The organism is Bradyrhizobium sp. 33ap4 (assembly GCF_032654765.1).
Lineage (GTDB): Bacteria > Pseudomonadota > Alphaproteobacteria > Rhizobiales > Xanthobacteraceae > Bradyrhizobium > Bradyrhizobium australafricanum.
In genome coordinates, this window is record NZ_JAUMTJ010000017.1 from 64,332 (window position 1) to 86,106 (window position 21,775).

The window sequence follows — 21,775 nt, forward strand, 5'->3', positions numbered from 1 at the left end:
TCATGTCTTCACCACGCGTTCGTGCAGCCGGGAGATGACGTCGAGCGCGGACAGGATGGCGCCCTCCTGCCAGGCCGGCAGCTGCGAGGCGTGCTCGCCCGCCAGCACGATACGGCCGTCGATCTGGCAGAGATTGCGGTAATGCTGCGCGCGGGTGGCTTCGGTCCATTCGCCGGCGCAGCCGAGCGTGAACGGCACGCGATGCCAGGCCACCGCGACGCCGTTCTCGAATTCGTTCCTGTACTGCGGATGGATCGCGGCGCCGAACTCGACCGCGCTGGCGACCCGCTCGGCCGGCGTCATCGCGGTGAATTCGAACGAATTGGCACCGCCATACATGTAGGCGCCGAGCAGGATGCCGCGGCCGCCGCGGTTGAAGCCATAGTTCGGATAGGCGATCTGCCGGATCGGCAGGTCGGTGTAGCTGATGCCGCCGTAGATCGCGTCATCCTCCTCCCAGAACCGCCGCTTGAACTGCAGGCCGATCTTCACCGAGGCTGCATAGGGCACGGAGTCGATCGCACTCTTCATCGGCACGCTGACATCGACCGGCAACTGGCTCAGGATCGGCAACGGGATGGTGCAGATGCACCAGTCGGCGGTGGCCTGCTGCACCGTCGATGGACTGGCGGTGTCGACATAGCTCACGGTGACGCCAGAGCCGTTCTGCTGGATCTGCGTCACCTTGGCGCCATAGCGGATGAGATCGCCGACCTCGCGCGCGAACGCCTTGCCGATCATGTCCATGCCGCCGACCGGCTGGAACATGGTGGTCTGGAAATCGTAGCGCGCAAAGGTCTGCAGATAGCGCCACATCCGCGACCGCAGCAGCTCCTGCAGCGGGATCGGCTCGCTGGGCAGCGGATCGCCCATCAGGCCGCCGCCGGGATCCCGCGCATAACCGCGGAACTCGGCCGACACGAGGTTGGCATTGTACTTGTAGTCGCGATCCAGCGCGCCCCAGTCGCGCAGCGACTGCAGCAGGATCTCCTGATCTTCCTTGCCGACGGTCTCGTCGAGCCGGCCCTGCTGGGTGATCTTTGCGAGCAGCTCCGAGACCCCGCCCTGGAAATCCGCCTTGATACCGCGAAAGCGCTGCGGCTTGCCGCCGAATGCACGCGTCGCGTGCAGATAGGCGTTGTGATTGAGCTGGATGAAGGGTTCCAGCGTCACATTGAGCCGGCGGCAATAGTCGAGCAGCGCACGGTGATGATAGGGAATCCGCCACGGGCCGGGATTGAGATAGAGCCCCTGCTCGAACTGGCTGGTCTGCCTGAAGCCGCCGAGCTCGACAAAACTGTCGCCGCCGCGGATCGACCAGTTGCGGCCGCCGGCGCGGCTGTTGAATTCGAGGATCTGGACCTTGTAGCCGGCCTTGCGCAGCTCCAGCGCCGCCGTCATCCCGGCAAGCCCCGCGCCGAGAATCAGCACCGAGGCGCCCTTCACATCGCCTGCGAGCTTCAGCGGCCCCTTGTAGGCGGATTCGGACGCGAAGCCGAGGCTCGTCATCGCGTGATACATCGCCGAACTGCCGGCAACGGTGCCAATCAGCGCCAGCAGATCACGCCGCCTGATCACAGATTCGTTCTGCACCCGCGCTCACCCAGCCGCTGACGTCGATGGCGAAGGGAAACGGTTGACGCGATCCGTGTCAAGAAAGGGCGCACGCTTCCACATCCACCCACACGCGCTTTTGATGCATCACGCGACCGCCACGTCACACCACGCGCTCGCGATGCACGCGCCGGCAATCCATTTCGAAGTCGAGGCCAACCACCGGCGGCCGGTCGAAATGCCAGGTCAAGCCGTTGCGCAGCACGCCGCGGCGACCGAGCTCGCTTTCGAGCACCGGATAGGCGTCGTGCACAGTGTAGAGCTGCACCGCGGTGGTGTCCTGCCAACGGCCGCCGAACGCGCTCATCCGGCGTTCCATCTCGTCGGCCACGAATTTCGCCTTCGCCAGCAGGCCGGCCGGGCTGGTGTCGCCGAGGGCCACGGTATGATCGCGATAATTGGCCTTGCCCTCGACCGACTCGCCGCTGCCGGCGACGACAAAGCTGGCTGGTTCGTCCATGGCGGCCGGCACCGTGTAGCAGAAGGCGTGGAAGCTCGGCTCGCCGGGCGGATCGAGCTTCGGACAGACATTGCTGCGCGCCACCGGATTGACGCCGTCCCGCATCGCACCCCAGGCCACGAGCGTCTTGATGTAGATCTCGTTGAAGGCCCTGAACCCGTCCTCGGTGAACGGCGCCGGGGAACGCAGTTCGCAGGCGCCAAATGACGTCAGCGGACGACCCGCCGCTTTGATGATGTCGGCAATCCTTGCAAAACCCGCGCCCAACGGCACCGGTTCAGAGAACCTGACGCGCTCGATGGCAAAGCCGGGCAGCGCAGCGATGCCGCAGGAATACTGGCTGACGCCGGGCATGAAGCGGTAGCCGCCGTCGGAAGCCTCGATGGTGTTGGTCATGGTGCCTCGTGAACACGGTGATGTTGCCGTCGCGATGACGCCTCGCTTGATTTCACCACAGCTGTCGTCCCTGCGAAAGCAGAGACCCATACTCCGCGGCCGAGGTTGTTAAAGGGACTCGTCATTTCGGCGTCGTGAAACAATGACGATCGGTGGTTATGGGTCCCTGCTCCCGTGCGCAATTGCGCACTAGGCAGGGACGACACTGAACTTGTTGCACGACCACCGGTGGAAGGGCTCCCTTCCCTCTCACCGTCGTCCCGCGACGAGCCGGGCGGTCGTCGGCCGACAGCGATCGTCAGTCGGCCGGGATGAAGTGGAGTGTGCCTGCCCGGCGCGTCGGCTTGCCGGTGTCTTCGTATGATTGACGCCGTCCATCACAGGCACCTCGGGGAAGTCGAACGGGCTTACACCATCCAGGCAGGCCACGTTGACGGCATACAGGTTCTGGTTCGATCGCCGTTGATGATGGGTGTAGATCCCGCAGCGCGAACAGAAGAAGTGCTGCACCGATCCGGTATGGAAGCGGTAGCTTGTTAGCGCATCCTCGCCGTGCAGGATCTTGATCCCGCCCATTTCGGCCATGGCAACGACGGCGCCCCGCATCCGGCAGTAAGAGCAGGTGCAGCGGCGGATCGAATTGAAGCCGTCGCTGAGCGTCACCTCGAAACGCACCGCGCCGCAATGGCACTGGCCAGCCCGAACACCCATGTCGCCCGTCATGTTGCTGCGTCTCCTGTCCAGATCGCCTCTGCGCCCGGTCTAGCCGGGCGGACGAGAAGGTCTCAGCGACGTCAACGCGCAGCAAGCCCGCAGTTCGCGCGGAACCGCGCAGGAGCATGATCTGCCAACTAAGACTGATCTCAATCCGAACGTATCGTCAGGATCGGCGCCGGACAACCGATCAAAACTCGCGCATGATAGGAGAAAAACTCACGCGAGGGCTCGATGCAAATTTCTGACAGGGCTAGTGCGACTTGGCAACGTAGGGGCAGCCGCCCTCATCGAGCGGACGGAAGGCCTGGTCGCCCGGCACCGTCGCGAGATACTCGTAGAGGTCCCACTTGCTCTTGGACTCTTCCGGCTTCTTGATGCGCATCAGATACATGTCGTGCACCATCCGGCCGTCCTCGCGCACGAGGCCGTTCTGGGCAAAGAAATCATTGACCGGGGTCTTGCGCATCTGCGCGATCACAGTCTCCGAATCGACCGAGTTGGTGGCGGCAACTGCCTTGAAGTAGTGCCGGAGCGCCGAGTTGACGCCGGCCTGATAGGCGGTCGGCATCGCCCCGTGCCGCTTGAAGAACTCCTGGGCGAACACGCGCGTCTCCGGCGTGCGATCCCAATAGAAGGAATCGGTGAACAGCAGATCGTGCGCATGCGCGAGGCCAAGCGCGGGCACGTCGGTGAGCGTCACCTGCAGCGCGACGACCTGCATGCTGGCGCGGATATTGAACTCGTCGGCCTGCGACACCGCGTTGCGGAAGTCGGAACCGGCATTGGCAAGCGCCAGGATCTTGGCGCCGGAGGACTGGGCCTGCAGCAGGAACGACGAGAAATCGGCGGTATCGAAGGGATGGCGGACCGCGCCCAGCACCTTGCCGCCGGCCGATGTCACGGCCTTGCTGGCATCGCGCTCCAGCGCCTGGCCGAACGCATAATCCGCCGTCAGGAAGAACCAGGGCGTGCCGCCGCGCGCAACCACGGCCTTCGCCGTCGCGTTCGAGGAGGCATAGGTGTCATAAGTCCACTGCACGCTCGTCGGCGAGCATTGCTTGCCGGTGAGATCGGACGAGCCCGAGCCCGAGATCAGAAACAGCTTCTTGCGTTCGCGCGTCACGGTCTGGATCGCGAGCGCCACCGCGGAATTGACGCCTTCGGCGATCACGTCGACACCCTTGTTGTCGATCCAGTTGCGCACGATGCCGGTCGCCACATCAGGCTTGTTCTGGTGATCCGCCGAAATGATCTCGATCTTGCGTCCGGCGACCGTGCCACCGATTTCCTCCGCGGCCATCTGCGCCGCGATCACCGATCCCGGGCCATTGCCGTCGGAATATTGCCCGCTCATGTCGGTGATGATGCCGACCCGCAGCACGCCATCCTCCGCTCGGGCAGCGCCGGCCGCAAATGAGAGACACACGGCAATTGCGACCAGGACATGCGAGCGTTTCGTGATGGACATTTCGTTCCCAGGGGTTTCGACGTTTCGGACGATCTCCTGAAGCAATCAGGGATCGCCGACAACCCCGTCGCCGGCATGGCGCTCTGCGATTCCGCTCAGAAATTCCGGGAGAAGGAACACAGCTGGACCCCGGCACGCTCGCATTTCCGATCATGCGAACGCCGCGACGAAATTTCGCCGCGGCGTGCGTTGAATCATACGAATGGATAATGCGTGGTGGCGTCGAGATCGCCTCAGCGCCGCTGCCACAATTGCCGTGCCAGAACGCCGGCCTTGCGTTCGATCGCCTCGGCGGCGTCGAGACACATGTCCTCGCGATAGCGCGAGCCGACGATCTGGACGCCGACCGGCAATCCCTCATCGAGACCCACCGGCACCACGGCCGCCGGCAGCCCCAGAACGTTCATCGACGAAATGAAGCGCAGGTCGTTCCAGAACAAATCCTTGACGCGCTGATCGCCGCCGAGATCGGCGTTGACCTCCGGCGTCTTGCGCACGGTGGTCGGCATCAGCACCAGCGGATACTGCTCGAGGAACGTCATCCAGTTCCGGATATGGCGCGAGCGCTCGGCGATCGCCTTCATGTAGCCGGCCTGGTCGAGCGGGTTGGCCAGCGCCATGAAGCCGCGGAACGTCTTCTGGAAGTCGGCGCTGGTGGTCGCCAGCATCTGGTCCTGCTGCAACACGCGAACCTCGGTCATGATCAGGTCGCACCAGAGCTGCCAGACCTTGTTGAGGTCGGGGACCTCGACCTCGCTGACCGCATAGCCGGCATCGGCGAGATGATCCGCCGCCTTGCGCTGGAGCGCAATAACGCTGCGATCGGTCGCCATGTCATCGGGGATCTTTGCGAGCGCGACCTTGATCGGCCCGGCCGGCTTCGGCCCCGTCAGCGGCGCCGGCACGTACCAGGGATCGCGTGGGTCGCGCTTCGCCATCACCTCGAGGCCGAGGCGCACGTCGGCGACGTGGCGCGCCAGCGGCCCTTGCGACGACATGAACTGCGCCATCAGCGGCCGCTCCGCGGTCGCGCTCGGATTGAACGCCGGGATGCGGCCCTGGGTCGGCTTGATGGTGGCGATTCCGTTGCAATGCGCCGGCCAGCGCAGCGAGCCGCCGATGTCGTTGCCATGCGCGATGGTGCCGATGCCGGCCGCGATCGACGCGCCGGCGCCGCCCGACGATCCGCCGCAGGTCACGTCGGCATTCCAGGGATTGCGCGTCAGGCCATGCAGCGGGTTGTCGGTGAAGCCGCGCAGCGAGAACTCCGGCGTGTTGGTGAGGCCGATGATGACGGCGCCGGCCTTCCTGAGATTGGCCGTCACCGGCGAGTCGCCCGGCGCGATGTTGTCCTTGAATGCCACCACGCCGTTCGAATTGGCCTGGCCCTCGACGTCGATGTTGATCTTGATCGTGACCGGCACGCCGTGCAGCGGCCCGACGGCGCCGCCTCCGCGCTTGCTCGCGGCCAGCGCCTCGTCCGCGGCCTTCGCCGCCTGCATCGCAGACGCGCCGAGATCGACCACGACGGCGTTGAGCGCCGGATTGGCGTCCTGCATGCGGTCGAGATGGGCGCGAACCACCTCCTCCGACGTCACTTGGTTGTTTCGGATCGCCGCGGCCGTGTCGACGGCGGACCAGTGCCAGATCGGTGCATTCGTCACGTGATGTTCTCCCATGATGGCCAGTGCTTGTTGTTGGTTCAGTCTCGCGGGTCGATCGGCGTCAGCTTTGATGCACGCGCCTCGATCAGCTCGGCCACTGCGAGACAGACGTCTTCCCGGAAGCGGCCGGCGATCACCTGCACGCCGACCGGCACGCCCTCGGCGGTCCCGGTCGGTACGACGACCGACGGAAAGCCGAGCGCGGGCACCGCAAGCAGCGGCCGCTGCGCGTCGAGCAGCGCGCGGACCACCGCCGCGTCTTCCTGATCCTGATCGAAACGGAACGGCAGTTGCGCCGAGACCGGCAGGATGATGACGGGATAGCGCTCCTGGAACAGCTGCCAGGCCCGCACGATCGCCAGCCGCTGCTCGAAGCAGGCGAGCACCTGATCGCCGTCGAGCTCGGGCGCGTAGGCGATATGGCACTCGAGATTGTAGCGGCTCCGATCGTCGCCGAACTTGCGGATCATCGGCGCCAGCACGCGCCGCTCCTCATTGATGACGAGGCGATGCCAGAGATCGGCCGCCTCCGCGAGCCGCGGCGGCACGGTCTCCTCCACGGCAAAGCCGGCCTCCGCGAGCCAGCGTCCGGCAGCGCGCACCGCCGCGCTCACCTCCGGCGCCTCGTCGCCGAACGGCGCGGGCGCGACCGCGACACCGATCGGACGCTTGAGCGGCGCACCTTGCAGGGGCACCGGCAGCCATGTGCCGTCGCGCGCGTCCGCCTGGGCCATCGCGGCAAGGCCGAGCCCGAGATCGGCGACCGAGCGGGCCAGCGGCCCCTGCACCGACATCATCTGCGCGGTGATCGGACGATCGCTGGTTGCCGACGGATTGAACGCCGGAATCCGCGCCGGCGTCGGACGCAGGCCGGCGACGCCGCAGGCGTAAGCCGGATAGCGGATCGAGCCGCCGAAATCATTGCCATGCGCGATCGCGCCCATCCCGGAGGCGACGGCCGATGCGGCGCCGCCGCTGGAGCCGCCCGGCGTCAGCCGACGGCTCCACGGATTGTAGGTCGCGCCGTGCAGATCGTTGTTGGTGAACCAGCGGTGCGAAAAGGCCGGCGTGTTGGTGCGCCCGACAATGACCGCGCCCGCCTTGCGAAGATTCGCGACCACCGGGCTGTCCTCGGTGGCGATCACGTCGCGGAAGGCCACGACGCCATTGGTGGTGGCGCAGCCGCGCTGGTCGACATTGACCTTGATCGTGACCGGCACGCCGTGCAGCACGCCGAGCTCCGCGCCTGACTTCACCGCTTCGTCCGCCGCGTCCGCGGCGGCCAGCGCTTCATCGGCGAGCACAGCGACAATGGCGTTCAATGCCGGATTGACCTCGGCGATGCGATCGAGGCTGGATCGCACGGCTTCCCGGCTGGAAATCGCGCGCGTCGCGATCGCACGCGCCAGATCGACGGCCGACCAGCTCCACAACTCATTCTCGCGCCGCGTGTCCATTGTCGTTTTCTCCAGGGCGTGATGCAGCAGTCCGCCGATGCGGTTCAATCGAGCCGCAACGGCTGATGAAACACGGGCAGATCGATGCGCCGGTCTTCCGCGGGAACGACCACCGCTTCGGCGCTCAGCACATGATCGAGCATCACGCGCCGGGCGCGCGCGGCATTGCCGGAGCGGAACGCGGCCATCAGACGCTTGTGAAACTCGATATTCTCGCAGGTGAAGCTGGATGCGAATTCCTGCACGCCGAGCTTGCCGATCAGATGCCTGATGGCCTCGTTGACGAACCGGCACACCAGGCCGAGCAGCGGGTTGGGACAGGCCTCGATCAGGATGTCGTGGAAATCGATCTCGGCGTGGCGATGATGTTCCCAATCGGCATCGCCACGGGGATGATGCTCCTGGACCGCGATCGCCTTTTCCAGTGCTGCGAAATGCTCCGCCGTGAGGTGGCCGACCACGCTGAAGGCGAGCTCCGGCTCGATCAGCCGGCGGATCTGGTAGATCTGCGCGGTGCTGGTCGACTGGAAATAGAAGTAGTTGCTGAGCAGGCCGACGATCCGGTTGATCGACACCGGCGCCACCCGCGCGCCGCCGCCGGGACCGGTGGTGTTCTGCACCAGCCCCTGCACCTCCAGGGACTTGAGCGCCTCGCGAATGGTCGAGCGGCTGCAGCCGAACATCTCGATCAACTCGCCCTCCTGCGGCAGCCGGTCATTTGGCTGCAAGCCGGCCTGGAAAATGTGGCTGCGGATCAGGTCGGCGACCGCGTCCGAGCGCTTGCGCTTGATCGAGGCGCGGCGCGAAGGGTCGAGGGACGGGAGAGCCGATTTATCCATTTTATGATCATAAATAGGTCGGGCACGGTATGGCAAGACGTTTCCGCCGGCCGCCCGGGCGACATCGGTCAATAGTCCCGTTCCAGGAACGCAGAAATCGACGCTGCGGACTCAGGATCGATCAACATCTGATGCCTAGAATGCCACGGCAAATTCCAATGAGGCCGGCATGACAGGCGACGAAGTTCGAGATCAGGCTCAATCCGGTGGCGGCGTGGGACTGTCCGACGAAAACCTTGCGCTCCACCGAAGCGCCATCCAGAGCCGCATTACGTTTCAAGGCCTTGCGACCCGGCCATTCGAGGGGCTGTCGTGGGACTACTTCCTCGCGGATGTCGAGCTGGAAGCGCGCGCTGCGCGCATCGGGATGCGCGACACGACCATCGGTCGTACTGCGACACCATACAGTTGCTGCCTGCGGCCGCGATCGTCCGCCTGGATGCAGCGCTTTCCGTCTACTTCCTGCCTCCCGAGCCCGAGAGCGAGGCTCACGTCGATTACCTCTTGCGACCGCTGGACGCCGCGACGGCAAAGCGGATGCGGCAGCGTCGTCATGCCGTTCACGCCATGCAGGCCGTGGCGCAACAGCAGGAAGAGGCCAGAAAAAAAGCGGCTGCGCCGGACGAAGAACTCAAGTCGCAATATTGGCCGTGTCCGCATGCGGCGCTGAGTACCGAGCCCGACGACTTCCTGCTCTGGATCAAGGATCAGACGCCCGACACCTGGCACGTCATCGTCGAGAGCTGGGATCACAACAGCGACGATCGGGATAGCGTGATCGAATGGATCTTCGAGCAGCCGAACTGCGACCTCGGCACGGCCGCGCAATACTTTTTCATCGCGGCATTGGGGCTCGCCAACGAGGAGCCGGCGCAACTCAGTTCCGGCTATCGGCGCAAATGGCATCTCATGAAGCGCGTGGCCGACAACTGGCAACGCGGACATTATCTGCGCAATGAATTGCAGCCCTCAATTCAGCCGTCCGACGTCCAATACTACGACGAGTTGGTGGCGCGCCGGGAGGCCAGTGGTCGTCCGCTGCCGTGGACAGTGCCCGGACCGAAACTGCGCCGGTTTGGCGGACGGCAGGCGAATTCAGCGTATTTCTACGAGGACTGCCATTTGAGGCTGGGCTTTACGGCTTGGAAACAGCAGCGCGAGCAATTCGGGTGCGGCAGGGACTTTCCGCGCTGTTGCCAAGAATGATCACGCCTCCTCAATTCGACAGGCGCTGCGCCTCGAGGCCGCGGCTGTAGCGCGACATCGCAAAGCAGAACACGAAGTAGATCACGCCGACGAACAGCGTACCCCCCGGTCGCTTGGCATCGCCCCGAGGCAAAGCGCCTACGCGGTCAAAGGGCGACCGGACGCTGGACGATGGTGATGACGAGGAGCCCGCGGAACCGAGGCGGCGTCTCGCTTAAAGCGGACTATGGTTCACGGTGTGGCGCATCTGGCGACAAAAGCCCTCCACGAACTGCGCGAGCGCCTCGAAATTGACCAGCAGCCTTTCGGCCTGCTCCCGGTCAACCGAACCAGGGGCAAACGATTCCGCCAGACGCCGCTGGCGATCTGCGCGATCCCGGCACGCTGCGGCCCTGCTTTCGGCAAACTCCAGTTGCTCATGTCGGCGGCCGAGCTTGTCTTCTTCCTCAAGCAGCCGCTTGTTGAGCATCGATCTCGTGTTGGTTGGAACGTCCGGGCGCTTCAGCAGATCCAGATAGTGGTCGATGTTTGCGCGCGCGGTATACTCGTTCACGTATGTGCCTCCCGCCAGTCGCAGTCTCGGTCGGCGAGGCTTGGCTTCAACATTCAGGAGTTGCTCGATCTCCGCCAGGAGTTGGCGAAGCTCATCGGTCGAAAACCCTTGCAGGGCATCGTGGACCTGGTTTCGGGTACTCTCGGGATAGGAGGCGTTGTCTTCGGCCATTGGCGCACGGCAAAAATCAAAGTAACGCCCTGTCAGGGCCGAACCAAATCAACAAATCAACGGCAGCATTTGCGTTCAGTCCAGATCGAACGATGCCCGCGCGAACAATGATTTCTGTCATCGCGCGCGCTCGCGAATCCAATGGCGCTCAAGATAAGTTACGGGCGGAACATCGCCTAGTGCACTCTGTGCCAGCCGCGCCTTTGCGCCAAGCATCGGCCAAGTCTTGGTTGCCGCATCGTTAAAGCCAGAACAGGCCGCTCCAGAAATCAAAGCAGACGGCCGCGGATGCGAACAGGCGGCACCGAAGGATGCAGCATGTGAGGGAGGCAAGCGAGCGATGGGCCGCTATTGTGAAAACGCCCAGTAAAGGTGCTTCTCGTCTTCCGACAACAGCCTCACATGGTTGATAAAGTCCCAGACCATTTCTCCGAAGGCACTGCCGCCGCCCTGGCTCGACTTGGCGGATACCATATCGAGCTCGTACCAGCCCCTGTACATTTCCTCGTCGATGCCTTCCAAGCGGTCCTTCATGGCCTGAGCATTGAAAGCGCCGCAAGATTCGGTGAACAGGCTTCTGACCGGATGGATTTGCCACATGCCGCGATGGCGCTCTTCGCTGCCCTGCTGCCCGTAGACACCCGACTCTCCACTGAACGGAAACGCGCCGCGCGTCGCCTTGATCATCTCGCGGCGCTTGGCGTTGCCTTCCTTGATGTCGACATACACCGATATGACCATATCGTTGTAGTACCAGAGGTCCAGGCACGCCGGATATCCAGCGTTCAGGATCACTTGCACGAGCTTTTTGATACGCTGCCCCTTGTAGCCCTTCATGCCCTGCACAAGCGCAAGCAGGCGCATCAGAAACGTCTTGGCATCATTTGGAGTCCAGACGCAGATATCCTCGGCCTCGAAATCGATCGGATCATGATCGACGGGCGGGATGTAGATGATGCCGGGATTGGCCGAATTGCTGAACATCCAATTGTTGCCGCTAGGGCTGACTTTGACGCATCCCACATAGTGGCTGAGGTACCAGTTCACGACATCGGGGTCGTCGGTCATGAAGTTGAAATAGATCAGCTCCTTGACTCCGACACTGAACTTCTCGGCGACGGTGTGCCAGTCTTCCTGAGGCCGGGTATCTCCCGGTCGGACGGGCCCGTGGGGCCGGTAGGGAATGCCGCCTTGCATCAATCCCCAATTGCGTGGGACGGGCATGCCCTTTGGCGGTCGCTCGATCGGGTGAGGCGAGCGTTTCGGGGGCGCCATGGCATCGATCTCCTCATATGCGGCGTGATCGCATCACATGAGTGCAAGTTGCCGCTGCCGGGGTTCACACACTCACGGAGATGTTTTCCACTTTCTCAAGCTTGTCCGGATGGGGCATATCAGGTTCCGCGCAAAGCGGATCGATCCATCACGGCAGGCTCCAAAAACGTCCCATGCGACGAAGGAAAATGCGATGCGACCCAGACAAACGCATAGAGGTCGAGGCTTCGCGCTCGAACGTGATCACCACCTCAGCCGTGCGCGCGCTGCGCCTCGAGGCCGCGGCTGTAGCGCGACATCGCAAAGCAGAACACGAAGTAGATCACGCCGACGAACACATAGACCTCGACGCTGAAGGCCTGCCAGGCCGGATCGACGATCGCGGTCTTGGCGGTGGTCAAGAGATCGAAGATGCCGATGATCAGGACCAGGCTGGTGTCCTTGAAGAAGGCGATGAAGGTGTTGACCAGCGGCGGGATGACGTGGCGGATCGCCTGCGGCAGCACGATCAGCGCGTTCTTCTCCCAGTAGGACAGCCCGAGCGCGTCGGCGGCCTCATATTGTCCGCGCGGCACCGCCTGCAGACCGCCGCGCACCACTTCCGCAAGATAGGCGCCGGCATAGAGGATAAAAGCGATCTGGGCGCGCAGCAGTTTGTCGATGTTGACGCCGTCGGGCATGAACAGCGGAAACATGACGCTCGCCATGAACAACAGGCTGATCAGCGGCACGCCGCGGATCAGCTCGACATAGAGCACGCAGAGCGAGCGGATCGCCGGTAGCTTGGAGCGGCGGCCGAGCGCGACCAGGATTCCGAGCGGGAAACCGAACGCCAATCCGAAAGTCGCCAGGATCAGCGTCACCGGCAGCCCGCCCCAGCGGTCCTGCGTGACAAAGGACATGCCGAGAAAGCCGCCCCACATCAGGCACCCGATCGCGATCAAGGCCGCAGCCCACAGCAGGAACAGCTCTTTGCGCCAGAAGCTGCGGCGGCTCGAGACCACGAACAGCGCAATGAAGAACACGACCGCGAGCGCCGGCCGCCACTGCTCGCTGAACGGATAGGTGCCGAACAGGATGAAGCGGTACTTCTCGGGGATCACCGCCCAGCAGGCGCCGACGCCGCGCAGCGCGCGGCAGGCGCTGGTGTCGTTGCCGGAGACGATCCAGACCGCGTTGGCGATGCCCCATTGCCAGAGGCCGATGCACGCCTTGCCGAGCACGAACAGCAGCAGCAGCGTCATGATGCTCGACGTCACGGACGCGAACAGGTTGGCGCGCAGCCAGGCCACGATCTGGCCGCCGAGCGTGCGCTGCGCGCGGCGCCGGCCGATCGGCAGCGGATCCTGCGGGAGATGTGCGACCGAGCTCATGTCAGCGCTCCACCAGCGCGATCCGCGCGTTGTACCAGTTCATGAACAGGCTGATGCCGAGGCTGATGGTGAGGAACACCATCATGATCAGCGCGATCGACTCGATCGCCTGCCCGGTCTGGTTCAGCGTGGTGTTGGCGATCGAGACGATGTCCTGGTAGCCGACCGCGACCGCAAGCGACGAATTCTTGGTCAGGTTCAGATACTGGCTGGTCATCGGCGGGATGATGACGCGCAGCGCCTGCGGCAGCACGATGTGTTGCAGCACGAAGCTGCGCTTCAGCCCGAGCGCCTTGGCGGCGTCCGACTGGCCGCGCGGCACCGCCTGGATGCCGCTGCGCACGATCTCGGCGATGAACGCCGAAGTATACGTGACCAGCGCGATCAGCAGCGCGAAATATTCCGGCGCCAGGGTCAGCCCGCCGACGAAGTTGAAGCCGCGCAACTCGGGCAGCATGACGCTCCAGCTCGCACCCAGAAGCCACGACACCAGCGCCGGCAGCGCGATGATGAGGCCGAGCGCGTAGGGCCAGGCCGGCCGCGCCTTGCCATCGAGCATCTGCTGCGCGATCAGGCGGCGCCTGACGATGAGGAAGACGATCACGCCGGCGACCAGCGCAGCGAGCGTCCAGCCATTGGCCTCATGCAGCGGCACCGACGGCAGCACCAGGCCGCGGTTGGACAGATAGACCCCGTCGACCGGCTTCCACGCCTGGCGCGCCGCCGGTAGGCCCTGCATCAGCACGTACCAGAACAGGAGTTGCAACAGCAGCGGCAGGTCGCGCAGCACCTCGACATAGACGGCGGCGAGCCGCGCCAGCAGCCAGTTCGACGACAGCCGCGCGATACCGACCAGCGTGCCGATCACGGTCGCCAGCACGATGCCGATGACCGCGACGCGCAGCGTGTTGACGACGCCGACGATGAACGCGCGCAGATAGGTGTTCTTCGGCGTGTAGTCGATCCAGCTGTCGGCGATCGGCATGCCGGCTTCACGGCCGAGGAAGGCAAAGCCGGTCGAGATGCGCCGCACCGAGAGGTTATGGACCGCGTTGGACCACAGCCAGGCGACGACGGCGACTGCGATGGCGACCACCAGGATCTGCCAGAACAGGCCCGCGACGCGGGGATCGCTGAGCGAAAGCCGCCAGGGCCGGGCGGGAGGGCGTTTCGGCGTCGATGTCGTCACAGCACAAGGACCCCAGTGAGAAGCGATCTTCTGCCATGCGCAAGAGCGTTTTCGAGCGAAGCCTGTCCCGGACTTGATCCGGGATGGATACCCGGTTCGCGTGAAGAAGACGCGTCAACCTCAAATCCTGCGCGCGTCATATGTTGCACCAATTTAATATTTGTGCAACATATGTTTCATGGCCCAGGCCCAGCCGAAACCATCGCCCCTGAACGAATTGTGCAGCGCACTGCCGTCGCTGCCGATGCGCTTGCAGGAGGTCGGCCGGTTCGTCGCCGCCAATGATTACGACGCCACCACCCGCTCGATGCGCGAGCTCGCTTCCGTGGCCGGCGCTGATCCTGCCTCATTCACCCGTCTTGCCAAGGCGCTCGGCTATTCCGGCTGGGACGAATTGCGCGCCGCACTCACCGAGGCGCGCCGGCCGGCGCAGGGCTCGCCGTTCTCCGGCCGCGCCAGGAGCCGCCGCGCCGGGCCGAATGCCGATGTCAAACTGGTGCACGACAAATTGGAGGCCGAGGCCGCGGGCCTTGCGCGGATTTCAGCGAGCGCGATCGCGGAAGCCGCGCGTGCGCTGCACTCCGCTGACAGGATCTGGATATCGGGGTTTCGCAGCTGCCGCAGCGTCGCGGAACTGCTGACCTATCAGCTTCGCCTGTTCCGCCCCGATGCCGTGCAATTGGTCGGCGGCTCCGGCCCGTTCGATCTCGACCACGGCGCCTTCCGCTCAGGCGACGCCGTGGTCGTGATCGGCTTTGCGCCCTACACCCTGGTCAGCGTCGAGACGGCGCGCGCGGCGCATCAGGCGCGTGCTGCGCTGATCGCGATCGCCGACACCATCACAGCTCCGATGGCCGAAGGCGCCGATCATCTGCTGCTGTTCGAGGCCGCCTCCTCCCCCGGCTTCTTCCCGAGCCTGACCGGCGCGATCGCAGTCGCCCAGTCGCTGGCGGCCGTCGCTTTCACGCTGGGCGGCGCGAGCGCAAAACGCAAGCTGGAGGAGACCGAGGGCCGGCTTGCCGAGATGTCGCAATATTTCGTCGAGAAAGGATGACTGTCATGGCAGCCAACAAGAGCCGCGTGATGCATCGCAGCCTGCGCGAGACCCCGCCGAAAGCGGTCGGCGGCGACGGCGTCTGGCTGATCGCGGAGGATGGCCACCGGATTCTGGATTCCTCCGGCGGCGCCGCGGTGTCCTGCCTCGGCCATCAGCATCCGCGCATCCTGGCCGCGATCGCCAAGCAGGCTTCGAAGATCGCCTATGCCCATACCGGATTCTTCTCCTCCGAGCCCGCGGAAGAGCTCGCCGAGCGGCTGGTCGGCCACGAGCCCGGCGGCCTCGGCTATGTCTATTTCGTCAGCGGCGGGTCGGAGGCGATCGAGGCCTCGATCAAGCTGGCGCGGCAATATTTCATCGAGCGCGGCGAGCGGAAGCGTGCGCGCTTCATCGCGCGCCGCCAGAGCTATCACGGCAATACGCTCGGCGCGCTGTCGGCCGGCGGCAATGCCTGGCGCCGCGAGCCCTACGCGCCGCTGCTGTCGCCCTCGTTCAGCCATGTCACGCCGGCCTTCGCCTATCACGAGAAGCGCGACGACGAATCGGAGGCGGCGTTCGTGGCGCGCCTTGCCGCCGAGCTCGAAGCCGAATTCCAGCGGCTCGGCCCCGATACGGTCGCGGCGTTCATCGCCGAGCCCGTGGTCGGCGCCACCGCCGGCTGCGTGCCAGCGCCGGAGGGTTACTTCAAGGCGGTGCGCGAGATCTGCAACCGCCACGGCGCGCTGTTGATCCTCGACGAGGTGATGTGCGGCATGGGCCGCACCGGCACGCTGCACGCCTGGGAGCAGGAAGGCATCTCGCCCGACATCCAGGCGATCGCCAAGGGGCTCGGCGGCGGCTATCAGCCGATCGGCGCGATGCTTGCCAGCGGCACGATCGTCGACACGGTGCGCGACGGCTCCGGCGCGTTCCAGCACGGCCACACCTATCTGGCGCATCCGCTCGCCTGCGCCGCCGCGCTCGAAGTGCAGAAGGTGATCGCTGAGGAGAAGCTGCTCGACCAGGTCAAGGAGCGCGGCCGCCAGTTCGAGCAGCGGCTCACCGAACGGTTCGGCAATCATCGCCATGTCGGCGACATCAGGGGCCGCGGCCTGTTCTGGGGTATCGAGCTGATCGCCGACCGTGCCACGCGGCAGCCGTTCGATCCCAAGCTGAAGCTGCATCAGCGGATCAAGTCCGCCGCCTTCGCCGGCGGGCTCGGCTGCTATCCGTCGGGAGGCACCGCCGACGGCCAGCGCGGCGATCATGTGCTGCTCGCCCCGCCCTATATCGCAACGTCCGGCGACATCGACATGATCGTCGAACGACTAGGCGCCGCGGTGGACAGCGCGCTGAAGGATATCGGTCACGGAGCATGATCCGGAAAAACGGGCACCGGTTTTCCCGCGACAAACGCGAAGCGTTCGCGCAGGGATCATGCTCAAACGTTAGGAGGAGGAGGAAAGCATGCTGAGGGGTATCATCACTCTAACCGTTCTCGCCGCGGGCATCGCGGGCGCAAGCGCCGCGACGCTCGACACCGTCAAGCAGCGCGGCACGTTGGTGTGCGGCGTCTCGACCGGCTTTGCCGGATTCTCGGCGCCGGATTCGCAAGGCAACTTCAAGGGGCTCGACGTCGACTATTGCCGTGCGCTTGCCGCCGGCGTGCTCGGCGATCCCGCCAAGGTGCGCTACGTCGCGCTGACCGCGCAGAACCGCTTCACCGCGCTGCAGTCAGGCGAGATCGACGTGCTCTACCGCAACTCGACGCAGACCTTTCTGCGCGGCACCACGCTTGGGCTGCGGCAGGGACCGGTCAATTTCTACGACGGCCAGGGCTTTGTCGTGAAGAAGGACCTCGGCGTGAAGGAGCTGAAGGACCTCAAGGGCGCCACCGTGTGCGTCGCCCAGGGCACCACGCATGAAGTGACGCTCGGCGACTATGGCCGCGCCAACGGCATCGACTGGAAGCCGCTGGTGTTCGACCGCGTCGACACCATGTACCAGACCTTCTTCGGCGGCCGCTGCGATGCCATGACCCAGGATGCTTCCGCGCTCGCCGGCGCGGTCGCGACCGCAGCCCCGAAGGCCGATGACTACGTCGTGCTGCCGCAGACCATCAGCAAGGAGCCGCTCGGCCCGTTCACCCGCAACGGCGATGAGGTCTGGAGCGACATCATCACCTGGCTGCATTACGGCCTGATCGAGGCCGAAGAGCTCGGCGTCACCCAGGCCAATGCCGACGAGATGGCGAAGTCGCAGGTCCCGGCGATCCAGCGCCTGCTCGGCGCGTCTGGCGATCTCGGCTCGCGCCTCGGCCTCGACAACAAATGGCTGCTCGCCGCGATCAAGGCCGGCGGCAACTACGGCGAAATCTTCGAGCGCAATGTCGGCAAGGCCAGCCCCTTGAAGCTCGAGCGCGGCCTCAACGCCACCTGGAGCAAGGGCGGGTTGATGTACGCAATTCCGTTCAAGTGACCGAAGTTACCTCGCCCCGCCTGCGGGGAGAGGTCGGATTGCGAAGCAATCCGGGTGAGGGGGCGCCTCCGCATACCCTCCTCTCACCTGTTACGACGATAGAGCCCCTCACCCCAACCCTCTCCCCGCGAAACAGCGGGGAGAGGGAGAGCAAGAAACATCGATGCGCATCACGCTCATTCACGCCCTGAAACACTCGATCGTGCCGATCGAAGCATCGTTCGCACGGCATTGGCCGGAGGCGCGGTTGATGAATCTGCTCGACGATAGCCTGTCGGCGGACCTCGCGCGCGACGGCAAGCTCACCGAGCGCATGACCGAGCGATTTCTGACCATGGGCCGCTATGCGGCAAGCACCGGCGCCAATGGCATCCTGTTCACCTGCTCGGCGTTCGGGCCGTGCATCGAGGCGGTGGCGCGCGAGCACGCGCCGATGCCGGTGCTGAAGCCGAACGAGGCGATGATCGAGCAGGCGGTGGCGAAGGGCAAGCGGATCGGCCTGCTCTCGACCTTCCCGCCGACGCTGGTGTCGATGCCGCCGGAATTTCCGTCACAGGTCACGCTGGTGCCAAAACTTGCCGATGGCGCGCTGGCAGCGCTCGACCGCGGCGACCGCGCCGAGCATGACCGCATTGTGGTCGAGGCGTCCAAGGAGCTGCGCGACTGCGACCTGATCGCACTCGCGCAGTACAGTATGGCGCCGGCGGCTGAGCGCGTCGCCGAAGTCACCGGCCGCGAGGTGCTGACGACACCCGACAGCGCGGTGCTGAAGCTAAAGGCGATGCTGGGGGTTTGATCTCCGTCATTGCGAGCCACCCGGTCGGCGCGAAGCGCCGCCGGATGACAGGCTCCGCGAAGCAATCCATTTCACCGCATACGCGGATCGATGGATTGCTTCGTCGCTTCAGCGCAAAATTGCTTCGCAGTTTTGTCGCGAGCTCCTCGCAATGACACAAGGTCGCGGCTCACGCCCCCGCGTCGTGCACGTTCAGATCGACGCCTTGCGGATCCCTAATCGTCGACACCGTGATGAGCGAGATCAGCGACAGCACCGCGATGTAGACGCCGACGCGCCAGGACTGGCCGTAGGTGCCGATGATCCATTGCGCGATCATCGGCGCGAAGGCGCCGCCGAAGATGGCGCCGAGCGCATAGCCGATCGAGACGCCGGAATAGCGCACCTTGGCCGGAAACAGCTCGGCATAGAGCGCCGCCTGCGGGCCATAGGACAGGCCGAGCGCGATGGTGAGCCCGACCGCGCTGACGAAGAACAGCAAGAGGTTCTTGCTGTCGATCAGGAACCACATCGGCACCGCCCACAGCACCATCAGGGTGTAGCCGATCTGGAAGCAGCGCACGCGGCCTATTTTGTCGCCGAGGATACCGCCGAGCAGCGTGAAGATGAACCAGCTCACCGCCGCGAGCGTGCCGATCAGCAGCAGCTGCTCCGACGGCATCTTCAGCGTGTTGGCGCCGTAGCTGATGATGAACGCGATCAGGATGTAGCCGGCTGCATTGTTGGCCATGAAGATCAACGCGGTGCGCAGGATCTCCTTGCTGTGATTGCGCATCAGGTCGCGCAGCGGTGCAGAGGATTCCTTGTGCCGCCGCTGCATCGCCTGGAACACCGGAGACTCTTCGACCGTGCGGCGGATCACGATGCCGACGACGATCAGCACGATCGACAGCAGGAACGGAATCCGCCAACCCCATTCGATCATCGCCTGCTTGCCAAGCGTCGCGGTGAGCACCCACAGCACGCCTGTCGCCAGGATCATGCCGAGCGGCGTGCCGATCTGCGGGAACGAGCCGAAGAAGCTGCGCTTGTCGACGGGCGCCGATTCCACCGCCATCAGCGCCGCGCCGCCCCACTCGCCGCCGGCCGAGAAGCCTTGCAGGATGCGCAGCAGAATGAGGAGTGCCGGCGCCCAGGCACCGATCTGCGCGTAGGTCGGCAGCAGGCCGACCAGCGCGGTCGCCGCCCCCATCAATAGCAGCGTGACGACCAGCATGTTCTTGCGCCCGAAGCGGTCGCCGAGATGGCCGCAGACGATGGCGCCTAACGGGCGGAACAGGAATGAGAGGCCGAGCGTCGCGAACGAGACGATCTGCGCCAGCAGCGGATTGTTCGCGTTCATCGGCGCGAAGAACAGCGCGCCGAACACCAGGCCCGCCGCCTGGGCGTAGACGAAGAAGTCGTACCACTCGATGGTGGTGCCGACGAGCGTTGCGGTGAGGACCTTGCGCTCCTCATCCGACAGTTCAGCGCCGCGCGAGCGCGCGGACAGTTCGATGGACATGTCGCCTCCCCAAAACCCGTTCTTGAACCTGTTCTTGGCCGCGCGGGCGTGGTCGGCGGCGATGCGCCTGCCCCGCACGGATGCTGGGCCCGGGATTAGCAGAGGTTTCCGCACCACACGAGCAAAATAGTTGCAGCCGCAACGATATTCGGCGAATTGTGCTTTTGGCCCCGGTTCCCCGACCCCGCTACCTCGACCGCGATCGGCGGGCAGCTATCCCGAAACGCCGATTGTGCATCGCAGCAAGATCGCTACGATGCGAGGATTCCCAAGAGGTTGCTAAGTGTCTGACATCAATGCCGATGCCTGGGTTTCCTCAGGCCACCGCCCGATGGGCTTTCCGGAATTCGTCGTCGTTATCGCCTCGATCATGGCGCTGAACCCGCTGGCGATGGACATGATGCTGCCGGCGCTGCCGAACATCCGCTCCGCGTTCCAGATCGGCGACGCCAACCGCCCGCAGATGGTGCTGTCGATCTTCCTGGTCGGCTTCGGCGTCGGCCAGTTCGTGATGGGCCCGCTATCGGACCGCTTCGGCCGCCGCCCGGTGCTGCTCGGCGGCATGACCGTCTACACCATCGCCGGCCTGCTCGCGATCATGGCGCCCTCGTTTGAGACGCTGCTGCTGGCGCGCGCGCTGCAAGGGCTCGGCACCGCGGCAACCCGCGTGATCGCGACCTCGATCGTGCGCGACTGCTACGCTGGACGCCGGATGGCGAGCGTGATGTCGCTGGCGATGATGGTGTTCATCGCAGTCCCCGTGATCGCGCCGTCATTCGGCCAGGCGGTGATGCTGCTGACGCACTGGCGCGGCATCTTCGTGCTGCTGATGATCTACGGCGTGATCGCGCTGGCCTGGAGCGCGATGCGGATGCCGGAGACGCTGCCGCTGGAATTGCGCAAGTCGCTGGCGATCCCGGAAGTGCTATCCGCGTTTCGCCAGACCGTCACCAATCGCCAGACGCTCGGCTACGCGCTCGCCGCCGGCGGCGTGCAGGGCTCGCTGTTTGCCTTCGTGTTCTCCTCGCAGCAGATCTTCACCGAGATCTTCAAGCTCGGGCATTACTTCCCCGTGGCGTTCGCGGCCTGCGCGGTCGGCGTCGCGATCGCCGGCTTCCTCAATTCGCGCATCGTCGGCCGCATCGGAATGCGCGTGATCTCGCACGCCGCGCTGACCGGCTTTGCCGTCGTCGCAGGCGCCCTGCTGCTAGCGGTGAAGACCGACACGCTGTCGCTGCCGCTGTTCATGGTGCTGTCGGGCCTGATGATGTTCGCGTTCGGGCTGATGATGGCGAATTTCACCGCGCTCGCGATGGAGCCGCAGGGCAAGATCGCCGGCACCGCCTCCTCGCTGTACGGCACGATCACGACGCTGCTCGGGATCGGCGTCGGCACCACGATCGGCCAGGATTACGACGGCACGCTGGCGCCGTTCGCGACCGGCTTCTTCCTCTGCACGCTGGCCGCGCTCGCCGTCGTCTTGGTGACGGAGAAGGGCCGGATGTTCCGGCCGCATCATCATCCGATTTGATCTTCGTAGCCCGGATGCAGCGCAGCGAAATCCGGGACGCTTTTACCT

The 21,775-nt window shown here is 64.9% G+C and carries 18 protein-coding genes and 2 pseudogenes; 7 read left to right on the forward strand and 13 right to left on the reverse strand.

Features of this window, described 5'->3' with window-relative positions:
• The 7 genes and pseudogenes from Q2M23_RS15170 to Q2M23_RS15200 form a co-directional block, all read right to left on the reverse strand.
• Nucleotides 1-1,593 (reverse strand): NAD(P)/FAD-dependent oxidoreductase, encoded by a 1,593-nt coding sequence (locus Q2M23_RS15170; RefSeq protein ID WP_316396002.1) that lies wholly within the window; start codon nucleotides 1,591-1,593, stop codon nucleotides 1-3.
• A 124-nt stretch (nucleotides 1,594-1,717) separates the two neighbouring features.
• On the reverse strand, nucleotides 1,718-2,470 hold the full coding sequence (locus tag Q2M23_RS15175) for a hypothetical protein (protein WP_057018823.1): 753 nt from the start codon (nucleotides 2,468-2,470) through the stop codon (nucleotides 1,718-1,720).
• Nucleotides 2,471-2,768: 298 nt separating this feature from the next.
• A pseudogene (locus tag Q2M23_RS15180) lies at nucleotides 2,769-3,193 on the reverse strand (GFA family protein).
• A gap of 244 nt (nucleotides 3,194-3,437) precedes the next feature.
• Entirely contained in the window at nucleotides 3,438-4,655 is a 1,218-nt protein-coding gene (locus Q2M23_RS15185; protein ID WP_141343109.1) for an ABC transporter substrate-binding protein, read from the reverse strand.
• A gap of 233 nt (nucleotides 4,656-4,888) precedes the next feature.
• Nucleotides 4,889-6,334 (reverse strand): amidase family protein, encoded by a 1,446-nt coding sequence (locus Q2M23_RS15190; protein WP_316396004.1) that lies wholly within the window; start codon nucleotides 6,332-6,334, stop codon nucleotides 4,889-4,891.
• A 23-nt stretch (nucleotides 6,335-6,357) separates the two neighbouring features.
• Nucleotides 6,358-7,776, reverse strand: coding sequence for an amidase family protein (locus Q2M23_RS15195; protein WP_316396005.1), 1,419 nt, complete (start codon nucleotides 7,774-7,776; stop codon nucleotides 6,358-6,360).
• A 44-nt stretch (nucleotides 7,777-7,820) separates the two neighbouring features.
• The gene (locus Q2M23_RS15200; RefSeq protein WP_316396006.1) at nucleotides 7,821-8,615 is read right to left on the reverse strand and encodes a FadR/GntR family transcriptional regulator; all 795 of its coding nucleotides are present in this window, start codon (nucleotides 8,613-8,615) and stop codon (nucleotides 7,821-7,823) included.
• 567 nt (nucleotides 8,616-9,182) lie between these two features.
• On the opposite strand from Q2M23_RS15200, the pseudogene Q2M23_RS44010 reads away from it, so the two are divergent.
• Nucleotides 9,183-9,524: pseudogene (locus tag Q2M23_RS44010) on the forward strand (DUF4274 domain-containing protein); the annotation flags it as partial.
• A 46-nt stretch (nucleotides 9,525-9,570) separates the two neighbouring features.
• Nucleotides 9,571-9,741 carry a hypothetical protein gene (locus Q2M23_RS44015; RefSeq protein WP_375166569.1) on the forward strand — a complete coding sequence of 57 codons (171 nt, stop codon included), beginning with the start codon at nucleotides 9,571-9,573 and terminating at the stop codon, nucleotides 9,739-9,741.
• 90 nt (nucleotides 9,742-9,831) lie between these two features.
• On the opposite strand, the gene Q2M23_RS15210 is transcribed toward Q2M23_RS44015, so the two are convergent.
• The 5 genes from Q2M23_RS15210 to Q2M23_RS15230 form a co-directional block, all read right to left on the reverse strand.
• The gene (locus Q2M23_RS15210; protein ID WP_256520758.1) at nucleotides 9,832-9,954 is read right to left on the reverse strand and encodes a hypothetical protein; all 123 of its coding nucleotides are present in this window, start codon (nucleotides 9,952-9,954) and stop codon (nucleotides 9,832-9,834) included.
• An 81-nt stretch (nucleotides 9,955-10,035) separates the two neighbouring features.
• On the reverse strand, nucleotides 10,036-10,545 hold the full coding sequence (locus tag Q2M23_RS15215) for a hypothetical protein (RefSeq protein ID WP_225646334.1): 510 nt from the start codon (nucleotides 10,543-10,545) through the stop codon (nucleotides 10,036-10,038).
• 348 nt (nucleotides 10,546-10,893) lie between these two features.
• A complete protein-coding gene (locus Q2M23_RS15220) occupies nucleotides 10,894-11,820 on the reverse strand; it encodes a hypothetical protein (protein ID WP_316396008.1) in 927 nt (308 codons plus the stop codon).
• 251 nt (nucleotides 11,821-12,071) lie between these two features.
• Nucleotides 12,072-13,193 carry an amino acid ABC transporter permease gene (locus Q2M23_RS15225; RefSeq protein WP_316396009.1) on the reverse strand — a complete coding sequence of 374 codons (1,122 nt, stop codon included), beginning with the start codon at nucleotides 13,191-13,193 and terminating at the stop codon, nucleotides 12,072-12,074.
• Between the two features lies 1 nt (nucleotide 13,194).
• Nucleotides 13,195-14,382, reverse strand: a complete 1,188-nt coding sequence (locus Q2M23_RS15230; RefSeq protein WP_410469729.1) for an amino acid ABC transporter permease — start codon at nucleotides 14,380-14,382, stop codon at nucleotides 13,195-13,197.
• A 178-nt stretch (nucleotides 14,383-14,560) separates the two neighbouring features.
• Here Q2M23_RS15230 and Q2M23_RS15235 point away from each other — a divergent pair, with 178 nt between their 5' ends.
• The 4 genes from Q2M23_RS15235 (at nucleotide 14,561) to Q2M23_RS15250 (ending at nucleotide 18,692) form a co-directional block, all read left to right on the forward strand.
• The gene (locus tag Q2M23_RS15235) at nucleotides 14,561-15,436 is read left to right on the forward strand and encodes a MurR/RpiR family transcriptional regulator (protein ID WP_057018834.1); all 876 of its coding nucleotides are present in this window, start codon (nucleotides 14,561-14,563) and stop codon (nucleotides 15,434-15,436) included.
• A gap of 5 nt (nucleotides 15,437-15,441) precedes the next feature.
• Nucleotides 15,442-16,797: an aspartate aminotransferase family protein gene (locus Q2M23_RS15240; protein WP_316396010.1), complete on the forward strand. Its 1,356-nt coding sequence runs from the start codon at nucleotides 15,442-15,444 to the stop codon at nucleotides 16,795-16,797.
• Between the two features lie 88 nt (nucleotides 16,798-16,885).
• Nucleotides 16,886-17,896: an amino acid ABC transporter substrate-binding protein gene (locus tag Q2M23_RS15245; protein ID WP_057018836.1), complete on the forward strand. Its 1,011-nt coding sequence runs from the start codon at nucleotides 16,886-16,888 to the stop codon at nucleotides 17,894-17,896.
• Between the two features lie 163 nt (nucleotides 17,897-18,059).
• Nucleotides 18,060-18,692 carry an aspartate/glutamate racemase family protein gene (locus tag Q2M23_RS15250; protein WP_316396011.1) on the forward strand — a complete coding sequence of 211 codons (633 nt, stop codon included), beginning with the start codon at nucleotides 18,060-18,062 and terminating at the stop codon, nucleotides 18,690-18,692.
• Nucleotides 18,693-18,861: 169 nt separating this feature from the next.
• Here Q2M23_RS15250 and Q2M23_RS15255 read toward each other — a convergent pair whose 3' ends face one another.
• Nucleotides 18,862-20,196, reverse strand: coding sequence for an MFS transporter (locus Q2M23_RS15255; protein WP_316396012.1), 1,335 nt, complete (start codon nucleotides 20,194-20,196; stop codon nucleotides 18,862-18,864).
• A gap of 331 nt (nucleotides 20,197-20,527) precedes the next feature.
• On the opposite strand from Q2M23_RS15255, the gene Q2M23_RS15260 reads away from it, so the two are divergent.
• Complete coding sequence (locus Q2M23_RS15260) at nucleotides 20,528-21,727, forward strand: multidrug effflux MFS transporter (protein ID WP_410469731.1); 1,200 nt, start codon at nucleotides 20,528-20,530, stop codon at nucleotides 21,725-21,727.
• Nucleotides 21,728-21,775: the final 48 nt, after the last annotated feature.

Excerpts from the sequence above, each read along its gene's own strand:
- Q2M23_RS15175 (WP_057018823.1), bottom strand. The coding sequence starts at position 2,470 with ATGACCAACACCATCGAGGCTTCCGACGGCGGCTACCGCTTCATGCCC.
- Q2M23_RS15185 (WP_141343109.1), bottom strand. The coding sequence starts at position 4,655 with ATGTCCATCACGAAACGCTCGCATGTCCTGGTCGCAATTGCCGTGTGT.
- Q2M23_RS15190 (WP_316396004.1), bottom strand. The coding sequence starts at position 6,334 with ATGGGAGAACATCACGTGACGAATGCACCGATCTGGCACTGGTCCGCC.
- Q2M23_RS15195 (WP_316396005.1), bottom strand. The coding sequence starts at position 7,776 with ATGGACACGCGGCGCGAGAATGAGTTGTGGAGCTGGTCGGCCGTCGAT.
- Q2M23_RS15200 (WP_316396006.1), bottom strand. The coding sequence starts at position 8,615 with ATGGATAAATCGGCTCTCCCGTCCCTCGACCCTTCGCGCCGCGCCTCG.
- Q2M23_RS44015 (WP_375166569.1), top strand. The coding sequence starts at position 9,571 with ATGAATTGCAGCCCTCAATTCAGCCGTCCGACGTCCAATACTACGACG.
- Q2M23_RS15215 (WP_225646334.1), bottom strand. The coding sequence starts at position 10,545 with ATGGCCGAAGACAACGCCTCCTATCCCGAGAGTACCCGAAACCAGGTC.
- Q2M23_RS15220 (WP_316396008.1), bottom strand. The coding sequence starts at position 11,820 with ATGGCGCCCCCGAAACGCTCGCCTCACCCGATCGAGCGACCGCCAAAG.
- Q2M23_RS15225 (WP_316396009.1), bottom strand. The coding sequence starts at position 13,193 with ATGAGCTCGGTCGCACATCTCCCGCAGGATCCGCTGCCGATCGGCCGG.
- Q2M23_RS15235 (WP_057018834.1), top strand. The coding sequence starts at position 14,561 with ATGGCCCAGGCCCAGCCGAAACCATCGCCCCTGAACGAATTGTGCAGC.
- Q2M23_RS15240 (WP_316396010.1), top strand. The coding sequence starts at position 15,442 with ATGGCAGCCAACAAGAGCCGCGTGATGCATCGCAGCCTGCGCGAGACC.
- Q2M23_RS15245 (WP_057018836.1), top strand. The coding sequence starts at position 16,886 with ATGCTGAGGGGTATCATCACTCTAACCGTTCTCGCCGCGGGCATCGCG.
- Q2M23_RS15250 (WP_316396011.1), top strand. The coding sequence starts at position 18,060 with ATGCGCATCACGCTCATTCACGCCCTGAAACACTCGATCGTGCCGATC.
- Q2M23_RS15255 (WP_316396012.1), bottom strand. The coding sequence starts at position 20,196 with ATGTCCATCGAACTGTCCGCGCGCTCGCGCGGCGCTGAACTGTCGGAT.
- Q2M23_RS15260 (WP_410469731.1), top strand. The coding sequence starts at position 20,528 with ATGGGCTTTCCGGAATTCGTCGTCGTTATCGCCTCGATCATGGCGCTG.